Genomic DNA, 17,544 nt, shown 5'->3' with positions numbered 1-17,544 from the left:
GAAGAATCAATGTCCCGCCGAAGCCGGCCCCGCCTTCGCCGCAAACGGCGGCTTCGCCAACCACACCAACACAATCAACCCCATGAACGCCCACCCCAACAACGTGAAGTAATCCACGGTGGAGAGCATGTACGCCTGACTGGTAAGAATCTGATCGAGCTGGGCATACGCCGGCGCGCTCGCGCCGCCGAGCTGGTTGAGGGCCTCGCGGGTACTGGGTTCGAACGTGCTGATGTTCTCGCTCAGGTAGGCATGATGCATGTCGGCCCGACGGATCCAGATCCAGGTGGTGAGCGACGCCGCAAAGCTGCCGCCCAGGGTCCGCAGGAACGTCGCCAACCCGGCGCCATCGGCAATCTGGTGCGGCGGCAGGTCCGACATCAGGATGCTCAGCGTCGGCATGAAGAACAACGCCACGCCGATGCCCATGAACAACTGCACCAGGGCGATGTGCTGGAAGTCCACTTCGTTGTTGAAGCCTGCCCGCATGAAGCAGCTCAGGCCGATGGCCAGGAACGCCAGCCCGGCCAACAGGCGCAGGTCGAACTTGTGGGCGTACTTGCCGACGAAGGGCGACATCAGCACCGGCAGGATACCGATGGGCGCCACCGCCAGCCCGGCCCAGGTGGCGGTGTAGCCCATCTGGGTCTGCAGCCACTGCGGCAGGATCAGGTTGATGCCGAAGAACCCGGCGTAGCCACCCACCAGCACGATGGTGCCGATACGGAAGTTGCGATAGGCGAACAGCCGCAGGTTGACCACCGGATGGCGGTCGGTCATTTCCCAGATCACGAACACCGCCAGGGCGATCACCGAAATCAACGCGCCAATGATGATGAAGTTCGACTCGAACCAGTCCAGGTCGTTGCCCTTGTCGAGGATCACCTGGAGCGCACCGACGCCGATGATCAGCGTGATCAACCCGACGTAGTCCATCGGCTGGCGACTGGTGACCACCGGACGCGCCTTGAGCTGCTGCTGCACCACCATCGCCGCGAAAACACCGATGGGGACGTTGATGAAGAAAATCCACGGCCAACTGTAGCTGTCGGTGATCCAGCCGCCCAGGATCGGACCGGCAATGGGCGCCACCACCGTGACCATCGCCAGCAACGCCAGGGCCATGCCCCGCCTGGCCGGCGGGTACACGGCAATCAGCAAGGTCTGGGTCATCGGGTACAACGGCCCGGCCACCAGGCCCTGAAGCACGCGGAAGCCGATCAGCTCGGGCATCGAGGTGGAGATACCACATAGAAAGGAAGCGAGCACGAACAGCATCGTCGCCCACAGGAACAGCTTCACCTCGCCAAACCGGCGGCTCAACCAACCGGTCAACGGCAGCGCGATGGCGTTGCTCACCGCGAACGAGGTGATCACCCACGTGCCCTGCTCCGAGCTGACGCCCAGGTTGCCGGAAATGGTCGGCAAGGCCACGTTGGCGATGGTGGTGTCGAGCACTTGCATGAACGTCGCCAGCGACAGCCCGATGGTACTGAGCAACAGGCTGGGCGGTGTGAAGGACGCGTTATTGCTCATTACGAAACCCTATGAAGCGAAGGTGGCGGAATCGTCCAACTCAAGACACAGATACAGAACCTGTGTGAGCGGGCTTGCCCGCGAAGGCGATTCCACATTCAATAATTGCTGCCTGAAACTGCGCATTCGCGAACGAGCCCACTCCCACATCGGGCCCGGGCGCTCGCAGGATCGGTGTTCACTGCAATTGCCCGTGGGAGCGCGCCATCAAGGGCTAACGCTGTACCGTCTTGCTTGCCGCGGCGCTGTTCTCGTGGATCAGCCGGGCAATCATCGCGTCGGCATCGGCCAGTTGGCGGTCGTAGACCTGGGTGCTGAAGGTGGCCTTCTGCGGAGGCTGTTGAGCCAGGACCGGGCCGCTCTGGTCGTGCAGGTTGACGTTGACCAGGGTCGACAAGCCGATCCGCAAGGGATGCTCGCTCAGTTCCTGGGCATTGACATGAATGCGCACCGGCACCCGCTGGACGATCTTGATCCAGTTACCCGTGGCGTTCTGCGCCGGCAACAAGGCAAACGCGCTGCCGGTGCCGGCACCGAGGCTGTCGATCGTGCCGCTGTATTTCACGTCGCTGCCGTAAAGGTCGGTCTCGATCTCCACGGGTTGGCCAATGCGCATGTCACGCAATTGGGTTTCCTTGAAGTTGGCGTCGATCCACAACTGGTCCAGCGGGATCACCGCCATCAACGCCGTCCCCGGCTGCACCCGCTGCCCCAACTGCACGGTACGCTTGGCGACGTAGCCGGTGACCGGTGCGATCAAGGTGCTGCGGGCGTTGGCGAGGAAGGCCTGGCGCAGTTGCGCGGCGGCGGACTGCACGTCGGGATGGGACGACACCACGGTGTCATCCACCAGGGCGCTGGTGGTCTTGAGTTGCTGCCGGGCATTGGCCAGGGCATTTTGCGCCGAGGTCAGGTCGTCCCGGGCATGGGAGAGTTCTTCCTGGGAGATCGCCCCGCCGGCCGCCAGGTTGCGGCGCCGGTTGTAGTTCTCCTGGGCTTTCTGCACCTCGGCTTCCTGGGCATTGACCTGTGCGCGCATGCCGTCGACGTTGCTGTACAAGCCACGCACCTGGCGCACGGTGCGGGCCAGGTTGGCCTGGGCACTCTGCAGCCCGACTTCGGCATCGTTCGGGTCGAATTGCACCAGAATCTGACCTTCGCGCACCAGGTCACCGTCGTCGGCGCCGATGCTCACCACGGTGCCGGTGACCTGCGGCGTGATTTCCACCACGTTGCCGTTCACATAGGCATCGTCGGTGCTTTCGTTCCAGCGCCCGTACAGCTCGTGCCAGGCCCAGACGCCCAGGCCGCAGAGGATGACGATGACCGCGAGGGCCAGCAGCATGACCTTGCGCTTGCGCGGGTTGCCGCTGTCCTGCGGGTTTTGGGTAGGTTGCGTAGTGTCGGCAGTGGCCATGACAAGTCCCTCGAATCAGTTATTCGGCGCAGAGGCCGGTGTGGCCGCGGCCAGGGCCTGGGGTTCGAAACCACCGCCCAGGGCCTGCATCAGCTGGATCGACAGGTCGATCTGCTCGGCATTCAGGTTCGCCAATTGACGTTGGGCCTGGAGCAATTGCTGCTCGATGCTCAGCACGTCCAGGTAATTGCCGATGCCCGAGCCGTAGCGCTGGACCACGGTGTCGTATGAGCTTTGGGCGATATCAGTGGCATGTTGCTGGGCGCCAATCTGGCGGGCGATGTCACGCAGCTGGTTGATGGTGTCGCTGACATCCCCCAGGGCCTGGACCAGGCTTTTGTTGTACTGCGCCACCGCCAGGTCGTAGTCGGCGTCCCGGGCATCCAGGTCAGCCCGCAGGCGTCCGCCATCGAAGATCGGCAGCGAGACCGTCGGCGCCACGTTGAAGAAACGACTGGGCGAGCCGAACATCGCATCGCCCAACAGTGACCGCACCCCCGCCGCCGCGCTCAGGTTGAGGTTGGGGTAGAAGTTGGTCTTGCCGGCCTCGATGTCCTTGCTCGCCGCTTCGACCCGCCAACGAGCGGCCACCAGGTCGGGGCGACGGCCCAGCAACTCGGCCGGCAGGTTTGACGGCAAGGCGACCGCGCTCGATTGCAGCACGTTGGGCCGGGCGATTTCGCTGCCCCGGTCCGGGCCTTTGCCCAACAGCACCGCCAAGGCGATCTTGGCGCTTTGCAGGCGTTTCTCAGCGTCGATCAAGGTCGCATCGGCGCTGGCCTCCAGGCTTTCGGTCTGCTGGAACTGGTACTCGCTGTCGATCCCGGCGTTGAGACGGCGCTTGCTCAGGTCGAGCATCTGCCGGGTGCGCTTGAGGTCTTCGGCCGCCAGGTCACGAATGATGTGGGCTTGGCCCAGGTCGCTGTAGGCCCGGGCCACATCGGCGGCCAGGGTCAGTTGCGCTGCCTGGCGGTCGATCTCGGCGGCACGGGCCTGGCCCAGCGCGGCTTCCCAGGCGGCCCGCTGACCACCCCAGAGGTCGAAGGTGTAATTGAAGTTAACCCCCAGCGTGCGCAAGGTGCTGTAGGCACCGCCCTCGCCCGCCGGGTCCTCGTCGCGGGACAGACGCGAACGGCTGACACCGCCGCTGGCATCCAGGGTGGGCAGGCGCGCCGCATTGGCGGCGTAGGCGGCGGCACTGGCCTGATGCACCCGGGCGCTGGCGATCTGCATGTCCGGGCTGTCGCGCAAGGCTTCACGGATCAGGCCGTCGAGCTGCGGGTCGCCCAGGCTTTTCCACCAATCGTTTTTCGGCCATGCGGCCGGCGACAACTTGACACCGTTCAGCGATTGCCCGGCCTTGAGGCTCTGGGCCTCAAGGCTGACGCCTTCGGTCTTCAGGCCGCTATAGCTGGCGCAACCGGCCAGGCTCATGGCGAGCAGCACCAGGCTCAGGCGGGTACGCAAGGTCTTACGCTTCATTTGTCCCCCAATCGCAACACGGTGATGGGATCACCGGCGGCAAGCAGAATTTTCTTGAGAATCTGTTCGAGGGTTTGCAGCTCCTCGCGGCTGATGGCGCTGGCCAACTGGTTCATGGCGTCGGCACCGATCACCGGCAGCCGATCCGCCAGGGCCTGGCCGGCGTCGGTCAGCACCAGCAGCACTTGCCGCCGATCATCCACCGAACGTTGACGAGCGAGGAAACCTTTCTGTTGCAAGCGATCGAGCATGCGGGTCATCGAACCGCTGTCCAGGGACAGGTAGCGACACAGCTCGGCGGGTGTGTCGATGCCGTGCTGGGCCATGATGATCAACACCTTGAACTGCGCGGCCGTGATGCCGACGGGTTCCATGTGGGTATCGATGATCCGATCCTTGAGCAGCGCGGCGCGTCCGAGCAGCATGCCGAGATGGCACTTGTGGAATTCGTCTGGGGTGAAATGCTTCATCTGAGCACCGTTTGCTGCCTAGGCAGTGAATGTATGTCGAGATATTACTGCTTAGGCAGCAAATGTCAAATAAAATAGTTAGCTTGCTATTCATGAGGGCAGGCACAGAAACAAAATGTGGGAGCGGGCTTGCTCGCGAATGCGGTGGGTCAGCCAACATCTTCATCAGCTGATTCACCCTCTTCGCGAGCAAGCCCGCTCCCACATTGAGGTTTTGGGGAACGGTTAGAAATCGCGCTTGTAGAAGATGTCCAGGGAGCTGGCGACCCCACTGGCGGCTTCGAGGTAGACCTTTTTGCTGAGCTTGTAACGCAAGGCGATGGTGTTGGCCGGTTCGAACACGCCGACGCCGTAGCGCAGGCTGAGTTTTTCCGACAGGTTGCCGCTGGCGACCACACTGGTGGTATCGCCGCTGCCCTGGGTGTCGAGTTGGAAATCACTGATGCCCAGGTTGTTGGCCAGGCTGGTGGTCACCCCGGCACTGCCCATCAGGCCCAGACCCAGCGCCGCTTGGGCGAGCATGTTGTTGTCCTCGCCCGTGGTGCTCAGCGGCCGACCCAGCACCAGATAGGACAGCGCCTGTTCCTGGCTCATGGCCGGTTCCGAGAAGATCTGCGTGGTCGGCTGCTCGGCGCTGCCGCTCAAGCGGATGCCGGCAATCACATCGTCGGTCTGGCGGATTGCCTCGATGTCCAGGTAAGGCTGGTCGATAGGCCCAGCGAACAGCAGGCGCGCGCGACGGACCGTCAGCCGTTGCCCATAGGCCCGGTAGCGACCGTCGTTGAGCCAGAGTTCGCCGCGGGTGTCCATGTTGTCGCCGATGTGCACCTGGCCTTGGACGTTGGCGGTCAGGCCGAAGCCTGCAAACGCGAGTTTGTCCTGGCCGACAATCACGTCGATGTCCATCGCCATGGCCATCGGCGGCTTGCCCTCCTCGGTCTGGTGCCCAACGATCACCGTGTCGTCCGAGACCTTGACGGTGGAAGGTGGCAGTTCGCGAATGGTGATCTCACCCTTGGGCACCAGGACCTTGCCGGCAATGGCCAGCCGTTCGCCTTGCAGGGTGATGTCGAGGTCCGGCGCCACATCCAGCACCGCGTACGGCTCGACCGTGACCGGCAAATGCGAGCCCTTGAGCGCCAGGTTCATGCTCAAGGCCTCGCCCCAGCCGATGTCCCCGGTCAGGCTGCCCTGCCCGTCCTTGCCGCTTTTCCAGTCACCGTTGAGCCGCATTGTGTCGCCGGCGATCATCGCGCGCACCTGCAGGGCTTCGAGGCTGACCGGCAGTTGAGGCCCGGACACTTCGCCGTCGCTGAGCACCAGGTTGCCGTTGACCTGGGGCGCCAGCAAGCCCCCGGACAAGGTCCCGCTGCCGTTCAGGTGGCCGGTGAGGGTTTGCACCATCGGCACGAATGGCCGGGCCACGGACAGGTCCAGGCCGGTCAGGCGGAACGAACCGCTGAGGGGTTTGCTGGCCGGCAGCGGGTTGATTTGCGCCTGGAGCATCAGCTCACCGAGCCGGGCGCCGACGAAATTCAGTTGGGTGTCGATGCGCTTGGGGGTCAGGCGGCTGTCCAGGGTCAGGGTCTGGTAGGGGAAGTCCAGCCACGGCGCCTGCTCGTGTTCCTTGTCGCGGATGCGCAACGTGCCGCCACTGGCGTCCACCAGGATCCGCCCGTTCGGGCCGCTGGCCGGCAAGTCCAGTTGCAGGTCGGCATTGAGCTGGCCCTTCCAGGCGAAATCCTTGGGCATCCACTGGGCCAGGCTTTCGATGGGGAACTGCTTGAGGTGATAGCGCAGCTTCGGCTCCGGCATCAGCCGCTGGTCTTCACCACACAGGCTGGCCTGGCCGGAACGCCAGCAATGGGCGCCCACGTTGAGCGTGCCGTTGGCCAGGCGCTCCAGTTTCGCCGGGGCTTGCAGGCGCCAGGCCTGGCCGCCGGCCTGGACGTCACCGCTGGCCAGGCGTCCGCGCCAGTTGCCCTGGTCGAGCCGGCCATCCAGCGCCAATGTCGTGTCGAGTTGCGGCCCCTGCAAGTCCAGGGTGAGTGTCTGTTGCTTGATATCACCCTGCCCGCTGACGGTCAGCACACCCAGCGCCGTGTCGCCGGCGCGAATGCCACTGGCCTTGAGGTCGACCTTGCCTCGCTGCGCTTTGTCCAGGGTTGCGTCCAGGTTCAGACGTTGAAGATGGTTGTCCTGAAACGCCAGTTGGGTGCCTTGCAGGCCGAGCTTGCCCTGAGGGGCCTTGAGTGTCCCCGCGACCTCGACGCGCCCCATGACCTGGCCGCGCAATTGCGGCCAGAGCTGGGCCAGACGCGCGAGCTTGATGTCGACCTGGCCGGTGAGCGTCTGTTGCAGGCTGGCGCTGCCGTTGATGCGGTTGTCCCCCAGGCGGATGTCCAGCGCGCTGAGGTTCCATTGTTCGCCGGCGCCGCTGGCCCGGGCCTGGAACAGCGCCGGTTGACCGCGCAGCTTGCCCTTGAGGTCCAGGTCCGCGTCGAGGTTGAGGGTGCCGTTGTTGATCGACCCCTTGCTGCGCAACGGCCCCGCCAGGGTGCCGGGCAATTCGCCGAGCCAGTACGCCGGGTTGATGGCCGACAATGCCAGGGCCGTGTCCCAGGCAATACCCTCGGCAAATTGCAGGTCCAGGTGCCCTTCGGCCTTGCCTTGGCCGGCGGTGAGCTCAAGTTGCGGCAAATGGATCTGGGTCAGGTCGCCGCTGAACGGGCTGCCCAGGCTGAAGACGCCGGCGGGCCCATCCAATGCGGCCTGGAAATGGCCGAGGTAGTTGCCATCGGTGTACGAGACTTCGCCGTCGAAGCGGCGCACGCTCACTTGTGGCTCATCGATCAGCGGGTAAAGCCGATGCCAGGGGAAATCCAGCCAGGCGATCTTGGCGTCGGCGCTCAGGCCCTCGCGCCAGTCCACCTGGCCGCTGAGCTTGAGGCTCTGCTGCTCGCCAGCGTCCAGGTCCAAGGCGGCGATCTGCGCGCCTTTGGCGTCCACCTTGCCTTGCAGCAGCAACGCCACGGGGCCTTTCTCGGCCGGCAGGGTCGCCTTGCCGAGCAGTTGGTAACCGGTGTCCAGGTCGCCCTCGCCGGTCAACTCGAGCTGATTGAGCACCAGGGTGTCCGGCAGGTCGGCGCTGGCCTTGAAGCCGTCGGCGGTGATGCGCACCTTGGCCGGCAGGTGGTCGGCCAAGGGTTGCAGCTCGCCCACCAGACGGCCTTGCAGGTAACCGCGGCTGTCAGCGCTGAGGTTGAGCGTCTTGAGCAGGTCGCCATCGACGTTCAAGTCCAGGGTCCAGGGCACGCCTGTCGGTGCGGGCAGAGTCAACTGGCCGGCGGCCTTCAGCGGCCAGTCCGCGCCGGGCTTCAGCAGACCGGAAAGCTGTAGGCTCAGTGCGTCGCGTTGCAGTTGCAGCGAGTCGATCCGCAAGCCCTCGGCCGTCCAATGGGCCGCCAATTGCAAGCCCTTGAGTTGCTCGCTGCCATTGAACAGCAGGCGAGCGACCTGCACCTCTCCCAGTTCGATGGCCACCGGCAAGTCCAGGTCGGGCAAGCTGATCGGACCGCTGCTCGGCTCATCGGCGGAAGGCGGAAATTGCAGGCTGATCTGATCGGCCTTGAGCCGTTCGATGCACAAGGTCAGACGGGTCAGGCACAGCGGCGACCAGGCGAAGATCAGCCCATCGATTTCTACCCGACTGCTGTCCTGTTGCCACAGCAGATGATCGGCGCTCCATTGCCCGCCAAGGCGCCCCTGGAAATTGTCCACGCTCAGCCCGGGCACCAGGCCAAGGGCCCAGCGGCTGCCGAATGCGCTGCCCAGGATAAGGCCCAGCGCCAATACCACCACGGCCAGCAGCGTACCCAACGCCAGCAGCGTTACCTTCAAACCACGACTCACAATTCGGGCCCCATGGAAAAGTGCAAACGAATGCCACCCTCATCGTCCAGCGCATGGGCCAGATCGAGGCGGATCGGGCCCACCGGCGACACCCAGCGCACACCGATACCCACGCCGGTCTTGAGGCTTGGCAATTCAAGATTGTTGAACGAATTGCCCTGGTCGACGAAGGTCGCCACCCGCCATTTCTCTGCGACCGAATACTGGTATTCGAGACTGCCGGCCACCATGTAGCGGCCGCCGATGCGATCACCCTCGGCGTTCTCCGGTGACAGGCTCTGGTAGTCGTAGCCACGCACGCTCTGGTCGCCGCCGGCAAAAAAGCGCAGGGACGGCGGGATGGATTTGTAGCCATTGGTGGCGCTGCCCCCGACCTGGGCGCGGGCCAGCAGGCGGTGCTTGTCGAACACGGTGGTCAGGCCCTTGACCATGGCGGTGCCGTAGACGAGGTTGTTGTCCGAACCCAGCCCTTCCTTGGCGACCTTGGTGTCGAACTGCAAGCGGTAGCCGTTGTGCGGGTCGATGCGGTTGTCGCTGCGCAGGTAGGAATAGCTGACGCCCGGCATCAGCAACGTGCTCAAGCCCGAATCGTCGCCGAGGCGGTATTCCTCGCGCTGCCATTTGAGCGATACCACCCGTTGCCAGCCGCTGGGCAACTTGCTGTGCCATTCCGGGCCGACGGTCAGCAGCTTGCTGAGGGTGTCGGTGCCGGCCAACTCTTCGTACTGGTAGCCGCCGGCGTAGCGCAGCTTGTCGGTCAGCGGTGGGTCCAGCGGCACGTCGTACCACAGGCCGACGTTCTGTCGGGGCGCCGAGACTTCGGCCTCCCAGCCATAACTGTGGCCCTGGGGATTGACCCAGTGACGCGTCCAGTTGGCCTTGGCCCGCGGGCCGACGTCGGTGGAAAACCCCAGGCCCAAGCCCATGGTACGGGGCTTGCGGGTGTCGAGCTTGACCGCCACCGGGATCACGTTATCGGTGGCCGCGGTCGGTGCCGCGTCGACCCGCACGCCTTCGAAGTAGCCGCTCGACTGCAAGGCCTGGTTGAGCTCGGCAATGAGTTCGGAGTCGTAGGGGGTGCCCGCCTTGAACGGCACCATGCGCCGCAGCAGGTCTTCGTCGAACGGCGTATCGCCCTCGAAATTCACCGGGCCCAGGGCGTAACGCGGGCCGCTGTCGTAGATCAATTCGATGTCGGCGATACCGGCCTGGGGGTCCACGGACAATTGCTGGCGAGTGAATCGCCCACTGAAAAAACCGTAGCGCGAGGCCTGGTTCTGGATCAGTCGCTTGGCGTCTTCGTAACGACCGTGGTTGAGCACCGCACCGGGCTTGAGGCCGGGATCGTCCGGCAGGCGAAACGCCTTGAGGGACGCCGCCGGGCCCTCGACGCGCAGGGTCACGTTGCGCAGATGCACCGGTTCGCCAGGGTCAATGCTCAGGACCAGGCGCGGGTCCTTGCCGCCCTTGACCTCGCTGTCGATCTGCGGCTGGTAGTAGCCCAGCGCCTGGGCAGCCTTGCGGGCCTGCTCCTCGGCGCCGCGGCTGAAGCGCAACAGCGCCTCTTCGTCGCGATCGCCCACCCCACCGATGTAACCTTCTACGTTGGCCTTGAGTGCGTCGTTGGCCGGCTTGACCCGTACCTCCAGTTCACTGTTCGCCAGCGCCGCGCAGCTGAGGGACAGCATGAGCACGCCGCTGGTCATTCTTCCTGAAACATTCATGGAGCGGATGCTATCACGGGCTTGGGAGCCTGATAGAGCCAGACTCGTCCTAAAAGTTCGTCCGATCAGGCCGTTGCGCTGTGCAGGACCTGCGGATTGGCGTGGAAAAACACGTGTTCGCGGATCGGTCCTACGGCAATCTCGCCGATTTCCTCGTAGCCTTGGCGCTTATAAAAATCCAGGTAACGGGGGTTGCCGGTGTCCAGCACAACGCCTTGGGAATGCTCATCCACCGCGCACCAGTTGTGCACGGCCGTGAGTAATTGCTCGCCATAATGCTGGCCTTGGAACTGTGGGTGAATGCCCAGCAACGGCAACACATGAACCGCATCCGACGGCAGGCAGGCCGTGACCGCCGCGTGGTACTCCAGGTAGCGCCGGGTGCAGCGAAACCCCGTGCTCAACACCATGCGCAACCGCCACGCCCAGCTTTCGGTGATGCCCAGGCGCCGCTGTGGCGGGGCGATCAAGGCGATGCCGATAAGCCGGTCATTGACCAGCAGGCCGATGGCCGGCAGGTCCTGGAGAAAATGCTGCTTCACCAACTCCCGCACCGTGGCCCGCACTCGCTGCTCGTAGCCGGGACGCTCGGATTCGAACAGGAAGCTGAAGGTCGGCTCATGGCGATAGGCCTGGTACAGCAACGAACGGGCTTCGCGGGAATAACCGCTGTCGAGCATATGGATGTCGGCGAGGGCGGTGGCGGTTTCAGGCATGGTGGCGGATCTCCTGGGCGGGCTCGGTGAGGCCCTGCTCTTATTGACTACGAACCCGGCAGGGCTGTGATCGTTCCTACAAGCAAAGGACATTAGCAGCGCATTTGTCCTACTGCCACGCTGGCCCCCTTCCGACATGTCAGCTAGCATCGCAGTTTTGCCAGGACTGCCGACCATGAAGATCGTCTCCTTCAACATCAACGGGCTGCGCGCCCGTCCTCATCAGCTGGCGGCGCTGATCGACAAGCACCAGCCGGACGTGATCGGACTGCAGGAAACCAAGGTCCACGACGAGCAGTTCCCGCTGGCCGAGATCCAGGCCCTGGGTTACCACGTGCACTACCACGGGCAAAAGGGCCACTACGGCGTCGCCCTGCTCTCCCGCCAGCCGCCACTGAGCCTGCACAAGGGTTTCGAAAGCGACGACGAAGACGCCCAGCGGCGTTTCATCTGGGGCACCTTCGCCGATGCCAACGGTGTGCCGGTGACGATCATGAACGGCTATTTCCCACAAGGTGAAAGCCGCGACCACCCGACCAAATTCCCCGCCAAGGAGCGGTTCTACAACGACTTGCAGCAATTGCTGGAAAGCCGCTTCAGCAACGATCAGCCGGTGGTGGTGATGGGCGACGTGAACATCTCCCCGCAAGACTGCGACATCGGCATCGGCCCGGACAATATGAAGCGCTGGCTGAAAACCGGTAAATGCAGCTTCCTGCCGGAAGAACGCGAGTGGATGGCCCGCCTGAAGAACTGGGGCCTGGTGGACAGCTTCCGCCACCTGAACCCGGACGTCTGCGACCGCTTCAGCTGGTTCGACTACCGCAGCCGCGGCTTCGAAGACGAACCCAAGCGCGGCCTGCGCATCGACCTGATCCTCACCTCCCAGGGGCTGCTGCACCGGGTCAAGGATGCCGGCGTCGACTATGAACTGCGGGGCATGGAAAAGCCGTCGGACCATGCACCGATCTGGCTGCAACTGAGCTGACCGCAACCACAGGTACTGGGCCACCACAGGGGTTGGGGTTTGCCTTGAGCCTGTGATCGCCACAGAATCCATTGTGGGAGCGGGCTTGCCCGCGAAGGCGCCGGGTCAGTCGATGGCGAGGTTGGCTGTAACGCCGTCTTCGCGGGCAAGCCCGCTCCCACAGGTTTTTTGGGTTTGCCTTGAGTCTGTGATCGCCACAGAACCCATTGTGGGAGCGGGCTTGCCCGCGAAGGCGCCGGGTCAGTCGATGGCGAGGTTGGCTGTAAGGCCGCTTTCGCGGGCAAGCCCGCTCCCACAGTTTTTTTGGGTTTGCTCTGGGTCTGTGGTCGCCACAGAACCCATTGTGGGAGCAACTGTCTTACCTCTGCCACCCGTCACCGCCATTCAGTGCCGTCTCGAAGCATGACATTCAGTCTGATTAGCAATATTCGCATGCAGGCGATGAGCGCGACTTTCGCGCTCTTGCCTCGCCCTCGAAGTGCTTCGTACCGGGCCTTGAAGTCGGCGTGATAGCGGATGACAACCCAGCACGACATATAAAGCGCACGTCTGACCCGCGCTCTTCCTCCGTAAATCTGACGTTTGCCGCTGTGATTGCCACTGTCGTCGTTGTAGGGGGCGATTCCCGCCAGGGACGCGATCTCTCTGCGATCAAGCTCACCGAGCTCAGGCAGGTAAACCAACAAACTAGCAGTCGCCACAGTGCCGATCCCTTTAACTGATGTGAGTCGGTCGGCTTTCTCCGCATCCAGCTTACGCATGCTTTGATTAATGGCTTTGCCAAACTGCTTGATTTGGATTTGCAGGTAGCGAATATGATCTTTGATCACCTCGATAACCGCCGGAAGCTGAGCCTGCTGTAGCCGGCGCTTGTTGTCATCTCGTTGTTGGACGAAGTGTTCGCGCAGCTGAATCAGCTCCCGCAGTGCTTCACGCTCAGGTGAAATGGGCTTTTCGTGAGACGCATGCAGAGCTTCGGCAAAATCGGCAAGAACAGCCGCATCGATGGGGTCGGTCTTGGCATTCTTGCCCATTGCTACGGCGAAGGCTCTAGCCCGACGAGGGTTGATCCTGAGCACATTGAAACCTGCCTCCTGCAGTGCTGCCATAACCTTTCGTTCATAGCCGCCCGTGGCTTCCAGTAACACCCGGCCAATCGTGTACGGGCTTAGCTGTTCGACCAGTTGTGCAAAACCCTCAGGCGTATTGGGGACCTCGTAGCCTTGGTTCTGTGGTCGAACCCAAACGACGAGATTTGATTTGGATATATCGATACCGACCCAGGAAATCATGGCAAAACCCTCTTACACTCAGAAATGAGAGTGCTCTGGCTTTGCCCACGCTTGTGATTCGAGTGCCGCTCGTCCAACTGTTCGGGCTTATGGGCCAGAGTAGAAAGGTAGATGGCAGCTTTGCTCCCACTCGTGCTTCAAGCACCGCGGACTCACAGCTTGCCATCTACCCCTCTCACCCCAGAGTTTATTCCCTTACTCAGACACAAGCGGGCTTGCCCGCGAAGGCGGTGGGTCAGTCGATGGCGAGGTTGGCTGCAAGGCCGCTTTCGCGGGCAAGCCCGCTCCCACAGTTTTTTTGGGTTTGCCTTGGGTCTGTGATCGCCACAGATGGAACGGTCGCCTTGCTGTCATCTTTCAGTCACCTGACTGACTTAATCTTCCGGCACTTCCTCAGGTTCTGAAGGTGCCGGCATGCGGCTGTGGTTGGGTGTGTTGATGGGGCTCTGGTTGCCGCTCGCGACATGGGCCGGCAGCTTGCCGGTGCCTGAGCGTGGACCGGCACTGCGCATCCAGGGCTCCAACACCATCGGCGCGGCGCTGGGGCCGGCGTTGGTCAAGGGCTTGATGGAAGATCAGGGCCTGCTCAAGGTCAGTGCCGAAATCACCGGCCGGGATAACGAACAGCGCATCGTCGGCCAGACCCGCGATGGTCGTCGGGTCGAAGTCGACATCGCTGCCCACGGCTCCAGCACCGGTTTCACCGCCCTCAAGCAGGCCAGCACCGACCTGGCGGCCGCATCCCGGCCGATCAAGGACAGCGAGCTGAAGGAATTGTCCGCCCTCGGCGATCTGAAAAGTCCTGCCGCCGAGCAGGTCATTGCCATCGACGGCCTGGCGATCATCCTTCATCCCCAGAACCCGCTGCGTCAGCTCGATACCGTGCAACTGGCGAAGATCTTCAGCGGCGAGGCAAAGACCTGGGAAGCGGTGGGCAGCGTGGGCGGGCCGATCCACCTTTACGCCCGGGATGAACAATCGGGCACCTACGACACCTTCAAGGAACTGGTGCTCAGCCGACAAGACAAGCGGCTGGATCCTACAGCGCGACGCTTCGAATCCAGCGAACAGTTGTCGGACGCCGTCAGCCAGGACCCGCAAGGCATCGGTTTCATCGGTTTGCCCTACGTACGCCAAGCCAAGGCACTGGCGATCGTCGACGGCGATTCCCAACCCATGTTGCCGCTGAACACCCTGATCGCCACCGAGGACTACCCGCTGTCCCGCCGGCTGTTCTTCTACCTGCCGCCGTGGGACCAGAACCCCTGGGCCCAGGCATTGGTCGACTTCACCCAGAGCGACAAGGGCCAGGCCATCGTCGCGGCCAACGGCTTCATCGCCCAGACCGTACGGGCCATGTCGGTGACGCCAAACGCGCTGATGCCCGAGGGTTACCAGGCCCTGAGTCGCCATGCACAACGCCTGTCCGTGAACTTCCGCTTCGAAGAAGGCAGCGCCAGCCTCGACAACAAGGCCCACCAGGACCTGGGGCGGGTGCTCGACTACATAAAGCAGCACGGCAAGCTCGATCGACGCGTGACGCTGGTGGGTTTCGGCGACGCCAAGGACGACCCGGCACGCGCCGACCTGTTGTCCAAACTGCGGGCCATGGCCGTGCGCCGCGAACTGGTCAAGAACGGCGTGACACTGCGCGAGGTACGTGGCTTCGGCGCGCTGATGCCGGTGGCGGCCAACAGCGAGGATGAAGGCCGGATCCGCAATCGGCGGGTGGAGGTGTGGGTTTATTGAGACCTTGGCAGCTCCCTGTGTCCCTGTGTCCCTGTGGCGAGGGGATTTATCCCCGCTGGGCTGCGAAGCAGCCCCAAAGCCAGACGCTGCGGTGTGACAGAGGAACCGTGTCAGCCGGTTTTACGACTGCTTCGCAGCCGAACGGGGATAAATCCCCTCGCCACAGGAAACGCGTGTTTACTCCGTTCGTTTCGGTGTAGGCACAGGCGCCCTTACCTTGCGCCATTGCCTACAACTACGCCAGAATCCGCCGGCTTGTGCACCTTGGGGCTGGGTTTTATCGTTTCCCGGTCGCTGACAAATCAGTGATCGGGTTTGGTAGCCCGGGGAAAACTAAGGTTCACAGCTTCGGCAACTACATTCTGCTGACGATCGTGTCAGCAGATTTGTTATGGCAGCTGTGCGCAGGGCGCCCTTGTGGCGCGCTGGGGTTTCCTTGGTACCCGGTCTACCAACCTGCGTATAGCCGCCACCTAATGTTTGGTAGCAATAGGTTGTGGCTCCATAACCAAGGAGTTTCATCCATGTTCAAAGTCACCCCCAACCCACCGGAAACCGATCCGGACTCAAGCGCCTTCGACAAAGCCGCCGACCGCGCCCTCGACTTCTACCTCAAGCCCAAGCCCACAGAACCCACCTCCGATCCAGGCCAACTTTTCACCGTCGTCAACGGCATCGACACCGAATGCCTGCTTGCCAACCTCAGCGAAACCCTGGCGTCGGCCAATGCGATGGTCAGCGACCTGGCGTTTGAACTGGACGGCTCCAGGCGGCATGTGGCGCTGGGCATCCAGCAGTTGATCGAGCTCGGCAGCCTGCTGGCGAACCGGGCGCTGGATAACGTCGACCCGCGTTAGTCAACCAACACATAACCCTTGTGGGAGCGGGCTTGCTCGCGAAAGCGGAGTGTCAGGTACCCTTCATCAACTGACACACCGCCTTCGCGAGCAAGCCCACTCCCACAGGGTTTGAGTCGATCACACTATTGGGAGTAACTATCGCTTCGCCAACTCCATGATCATCCGCGACAACAGGTAAACCCGCGGCACCACGCTCTCCACCTCGGCGTATTCCTCGGGGGTATGAATGTTGCCGCCGACGATGCCAAAGCCGTCCAGCGTCGGCGTGCCGACGCCGGCGGAGAGGCTGGCATCCGCCGCGCCGCCGCTGCCTTCTTCGGTGAGTTTGCGGCCCAGTTCGCCATAGATGCCTTGGGCCATCGCCATCAGGCGATCCGATTCCGCCGTCTGTGGCATCGGTGGCAGGCCGCGCTTGAGGCTGGTGGTGACCTCGGTGTCGGCGATCAACTTGTCTTGTGACACCCGGGCCAGGTCTTTTTCGAGGCGGTCGAACTCTTCCGGCACCGCCGCGCGCACGTCGGCCTTGGCGCTGGCCTTGTCGGGAATCACATTGGTGCGGTCACCGGCCTGGATCACCGTGAAGTTGATGGTGGTTTTCTTTTCGGCATCGCCCAGCTTGCCCAGTTGCAGGATCTGGTGCGCCGCTTCCATCGCCGCATTGCGCCCCAGCTCCGGCGCAACACCGGCGTGGGACGCCTTGCCCTTGACCTCCAGCAACGCCGTGGCACTGCCCTTGCGCCACACCACCAGGCCATCCGCCGGGCGGCCCGGCTCGAGGTTGAGGGTCACGTCATGGGCCTTGGCGGTTCTTTTGATCAGGTCGGTGGCGGCGTCCGAGCCGGTTTCTTCGCTGGCATCGAGCAGGAAGGTGATCTGTGCGTAGTCCTTGAAATCCAGATCCTTGAGGATCTTCAAGGCGTAGACCCCAGCGACGATGCCGCCCTTGTCATCCATCACCCCCGGCCCGTAGGCCCGCCCATCCTTGATATGGAACGGACGCTCGGCGGCAGAGCCCTCCTTGAACACGGTGTCCATGTGGGCCATCAGCAGAATCTTCGCCTTGCCGCTGCCCTTGAGGGTCGCAAGGATGTGCTGGGTGCCGTCCGAGTTCGGCACTTTCTCGATGGTGGCGCCCAACTTTTTCAATTCTTCGATGGTGATGTCGCCAACCTGGGTCAGGCCCGGCACATACCCGGAACCGGAGTCGATGTTGACCAGTCGTTCCAGCAGTTTCAGGGCCTCGCCCTTGTACTGTTCGGCGTGGGCCAGGACCTGCTGCTGGGGCTGCGCGAAGGCAACGGGCGAGAGCGCGCCGAGGGCCAGGCTCAGGCCGAGGCTGACGGCCAGGCGGGTGCGAAGAGCGGTCATCGTCATGATTTCATCCTTGTTCGTTGCGAA

12 protein-coding genes are annotated in these 17,544 nt (G+C 63.2%); 3 read left to right on the top strand and 9 right to left on the bottom strand.

Going from position 1 to position 17,544, the window contains the following annotated elements:
- Positions 1 to 6 precede the first annotated feature (6 nt).
- The 7 genes from KI241_RS09320 to KI241_RS09290 form a co-directional block, all read right to left on the bottom strand.
- The gene (locus KI241_RS09320; protein WP_042731773.1) at positions 7 to 1,536 is read right to left on the bottom strand and encodes a DHA2 family efflux MFS transporter permease subunit; all 1,530 of its coding nucleotides are present in this window, start codon (positions 1,534 to 1,536) and stop codon (positions 7 to 9) included.
- A gap of 214 nt (positions 1,537 to 1,750) precedes the next feature.
- Positions 1,751 to 2,953: an HlyD family efflux transporter periplasmic adaptor subunit gene (locus KI241_RS09315; protein ID WP_042731774.1), complete on the bottom strand. Its 1,203-nt coding sequence runs from the start codon at positions 2,951 to 2,953 to the stop codon at positions 1,751 to 1,753.
- 15 nt (positions 2,954 to 2,968) lie between these two features.
- The gene (locus tag KI241_RS09310) at positions 2,969 to 4,435 is read right to left on the bottom strand and encodes an efflux transporter outer membrane subunit (protein WP_042731775.1); all 1,467 of its coding nucleotides are present in this window, start codon (positions 4,433 to 4,435) and stop codon (positions 2,969 to 2,971) included.
- Positions 4,432 to 4,905 carry a MarR family transcriptional regulator gene (locus KI241_RS09305; RefSeq protein WP_042731776.1) on the bottom strand — a complete coding sequence of 158 codons (474 nt, stop codon included), beginning with the start codon at positions 4,903 to 4,905 and terminating at the stop codon, positions 4,432 to 4,434. The genes KI241_RS09310 and KI241_RS09305 overlap by 4 nt, the downstream gene beginning before the upstream one ends.
- Before the next feature lie 225 nt (positions 4,906 to 5,130).
- Positions 5,131 to 8,817 carry a translocation/assembly module TamB domain-containing protein gene (locus tag KI241_RS09300; RefSeq protein WP_042731777.1) on the bottom strand — a complete coding sequence of 1,229 codons (3,687 nt, stop codon included), beginning with the start codon at positions 8,815 to 8,817 and terminating at the stop codon, positions 5,131 to 5,133.
- On the bottom strand, positions 8,814 to 10,541 hold the full coding sequence (locus KI241_RS09295) for an autotransporter assembly complex family protein (protein WP_047737277.1): 1,728 nt from the start codon (positions 10,539 to 10,541) through the stop codon (positions 8,814 to 8,816). Before KI241_RS09295 ends, KI241_RS09300 begins: the two co-directional genes overlap by 4 nt.
- Positions 10,542 to 10,606: 65 nt before the next feature.
- Positions 10,607 to 11,257: a GNAT family N-acetyltransferase gene (locus KI241_RS09290; protein ID WP_042732807.1), complete on the bottom strand. Its 651-nt coding sequence runs from the start codon at positions 11,255 to 11,257 to the stop codon at positions 10,607 to 10,609.
- Between the two features lie 175 nt (positions 11,258 to 11,432).
- Here KI241_RS09290 and xthA point away from each other — a divergent pair, with 175 nt between their 5' ends.
- Positions 11,433 to 12,245 (top strand): exodeoxyribonuclease III, encoded by an 813-nt coding sequence (gene xthA, locus KI241_RS09285; RefSeq protein WP_053151357.1) that lies wholly within the window; start codon positions 11,433 to 11,435, stop codon positions 12,243 to 12,245.
- A 374-nt stretch (positions 12,246 to 12,619) separates the two neighbouring features.
- Here xthA and KI241_RS09280 read toward each other — a convergent pair whose 3' ends face one another.
- Positions 12,620 to 13,537: a transposase gene (locus tag KI241_RS09280; protein ID WP_212803602.1), complete on the bottom strand. Its 918-nt coding sequence runs from the start codon at positions 13,535 to 13,537 to the stop codon at positions 12,620 to 12,622.
- A gap of 414 nt (positions 13,538 to 13,951) precedes the next feature.
- Between KI241_RS09280 and KI241_RS09275 the strand changes: the two genes are divergently transcribed.
- Entirely contained in the window at positions 13,952 to 15,286 is a 1,335-nt protein-coding gene (locus KI241_RS09275; RefSeq protein ID WP_212803601.1) for a phosphate ABC transporter substrate-binding/OmpA family protein, read from the top strand.
- 524 nt (positions 15,287 to 15,810) lie between these two features.
- Positions 15,811 to 16,143 (top strand): DUF6124 family protein, encoded by a 333-nt coding sequence (locus KI241_RS09270; protein ID WP_042729743.1) that lies wholly within the window; start codon positions 15,811 to 15,813, stop codon positions 16,141 to 16,143.
- 138 nt (positions 16,144 to 16,281) lie between these two features.
- Here the strand turns inward: KI241_RS09270 and KI241_RS09265 are convergent, their stop codons facing one another.
- Entirely contained in the window at positions 16,282 to 17,520 is a 1,239-nt protein-coding gene (locus KI241_RS09265; protein ID WP_212803600.1) for a M20/M25/M40 family metallo-hydrolase, read from the bottom strand.
- Positions 17,521 to 17,544 lie beyond the last annotated feature (24 nt).

This window comes from Pseudomonas sp. Cab53 (genome assembly GCF_018325965.1).
GTDB lineage: Bacteria > Pseudomonadota > Gammaproteobacteria > Pseudomonadales > Pseudomonadaceae > Aquipseudomonas > Aquipseudomonas chlororaphis_E.
The sequence above is the reverse complement of the archived record's forward strand: the minus strand, read 5'-3'. Positions and strand labels throughout refer to the sequence as shown.

Excerpts from the sequence above, each read along its gene's own strand:
- KI241_RS09320 (WP_042731773.1), bottom strand. The coding sequence starts at position 1,536 with ATGAGCAATAACGCGTCCTTCACACCGCCCAGCCTGTTGCTCAGTACC.
- KI241_RS09315 (WP_042731774.1), bottom strand. The coding sequence starts at position 2,953 with ATGGCCACTGCCGACACTACGCAACCTACCCAAAACCCGCAGGACAGC.
- KI241_RS09310 (WP_042731775.1), bottom strand. The coding sequence starts at position 4,435 with ATGAAGCGTAAGACCTTGCGTACCCGCCTGAGCCTGGTGCTGCTCGCC.
- KI241_RS09305 (WP_042731776.1), bottom strand. The coding sequence starts at position 4,905 with ATGAAGCATTTCACCCCAGACGAATTCCACAAGTGCCATCTCGGCATG.
- KI241_RS09295 (WP_047737277.1), bottom strand. The coding sequence starts at position 10,541 with ATGAATGTTTCAGGAAGAATGACCAGCGGCGTGCTCATGCTGTCCCTC.
- KI241_RS09290 (WP_042732807.1), bottom strand. The coding sequence starts at position 11,257 with ATGCCTGAAACCGCCACCGCCCTCGCCGACATCCATATGCTCGACAGC.
- xthA (WP_053151357.1), top strand. The coding sequence starts at position 11,433 with ATGAAGATCGTCTCCTTCAACATCAACGGGCTGCGCGCCCGTCCTCAT.
- KI241_RS09280 (WP_212803602.1), bottom strand. The coding sequence starts at position 13,537 with ATGATTTCCTGGGTCGGTATCGATATATCCAAATCAAATCTCGTCGTT.
- KI241_RS09275 (WP_212803601.1), top strand. The coding sequence starts at position 13,952 with ATGCGGCTGTGGTTGGGTGTGTTGATGGGGCTCTGGTTGCCGCTCGCG.
- KI241_RS09270 (WP_042729743.1), top strand. The coding sequence starts at position 15,811 with ATGTTCAAAGTCACCCCCAACCCACCGGAAACCGATCCGGACTCAAGC.
- KI241_RS09265 (WP_212803600.1), bottom strand. The coding sequence starts at position 17,520 with ATGACGATGACCGCTCTTCGCACCCGCCTGGCCGTCAGCCTCGGCCTG.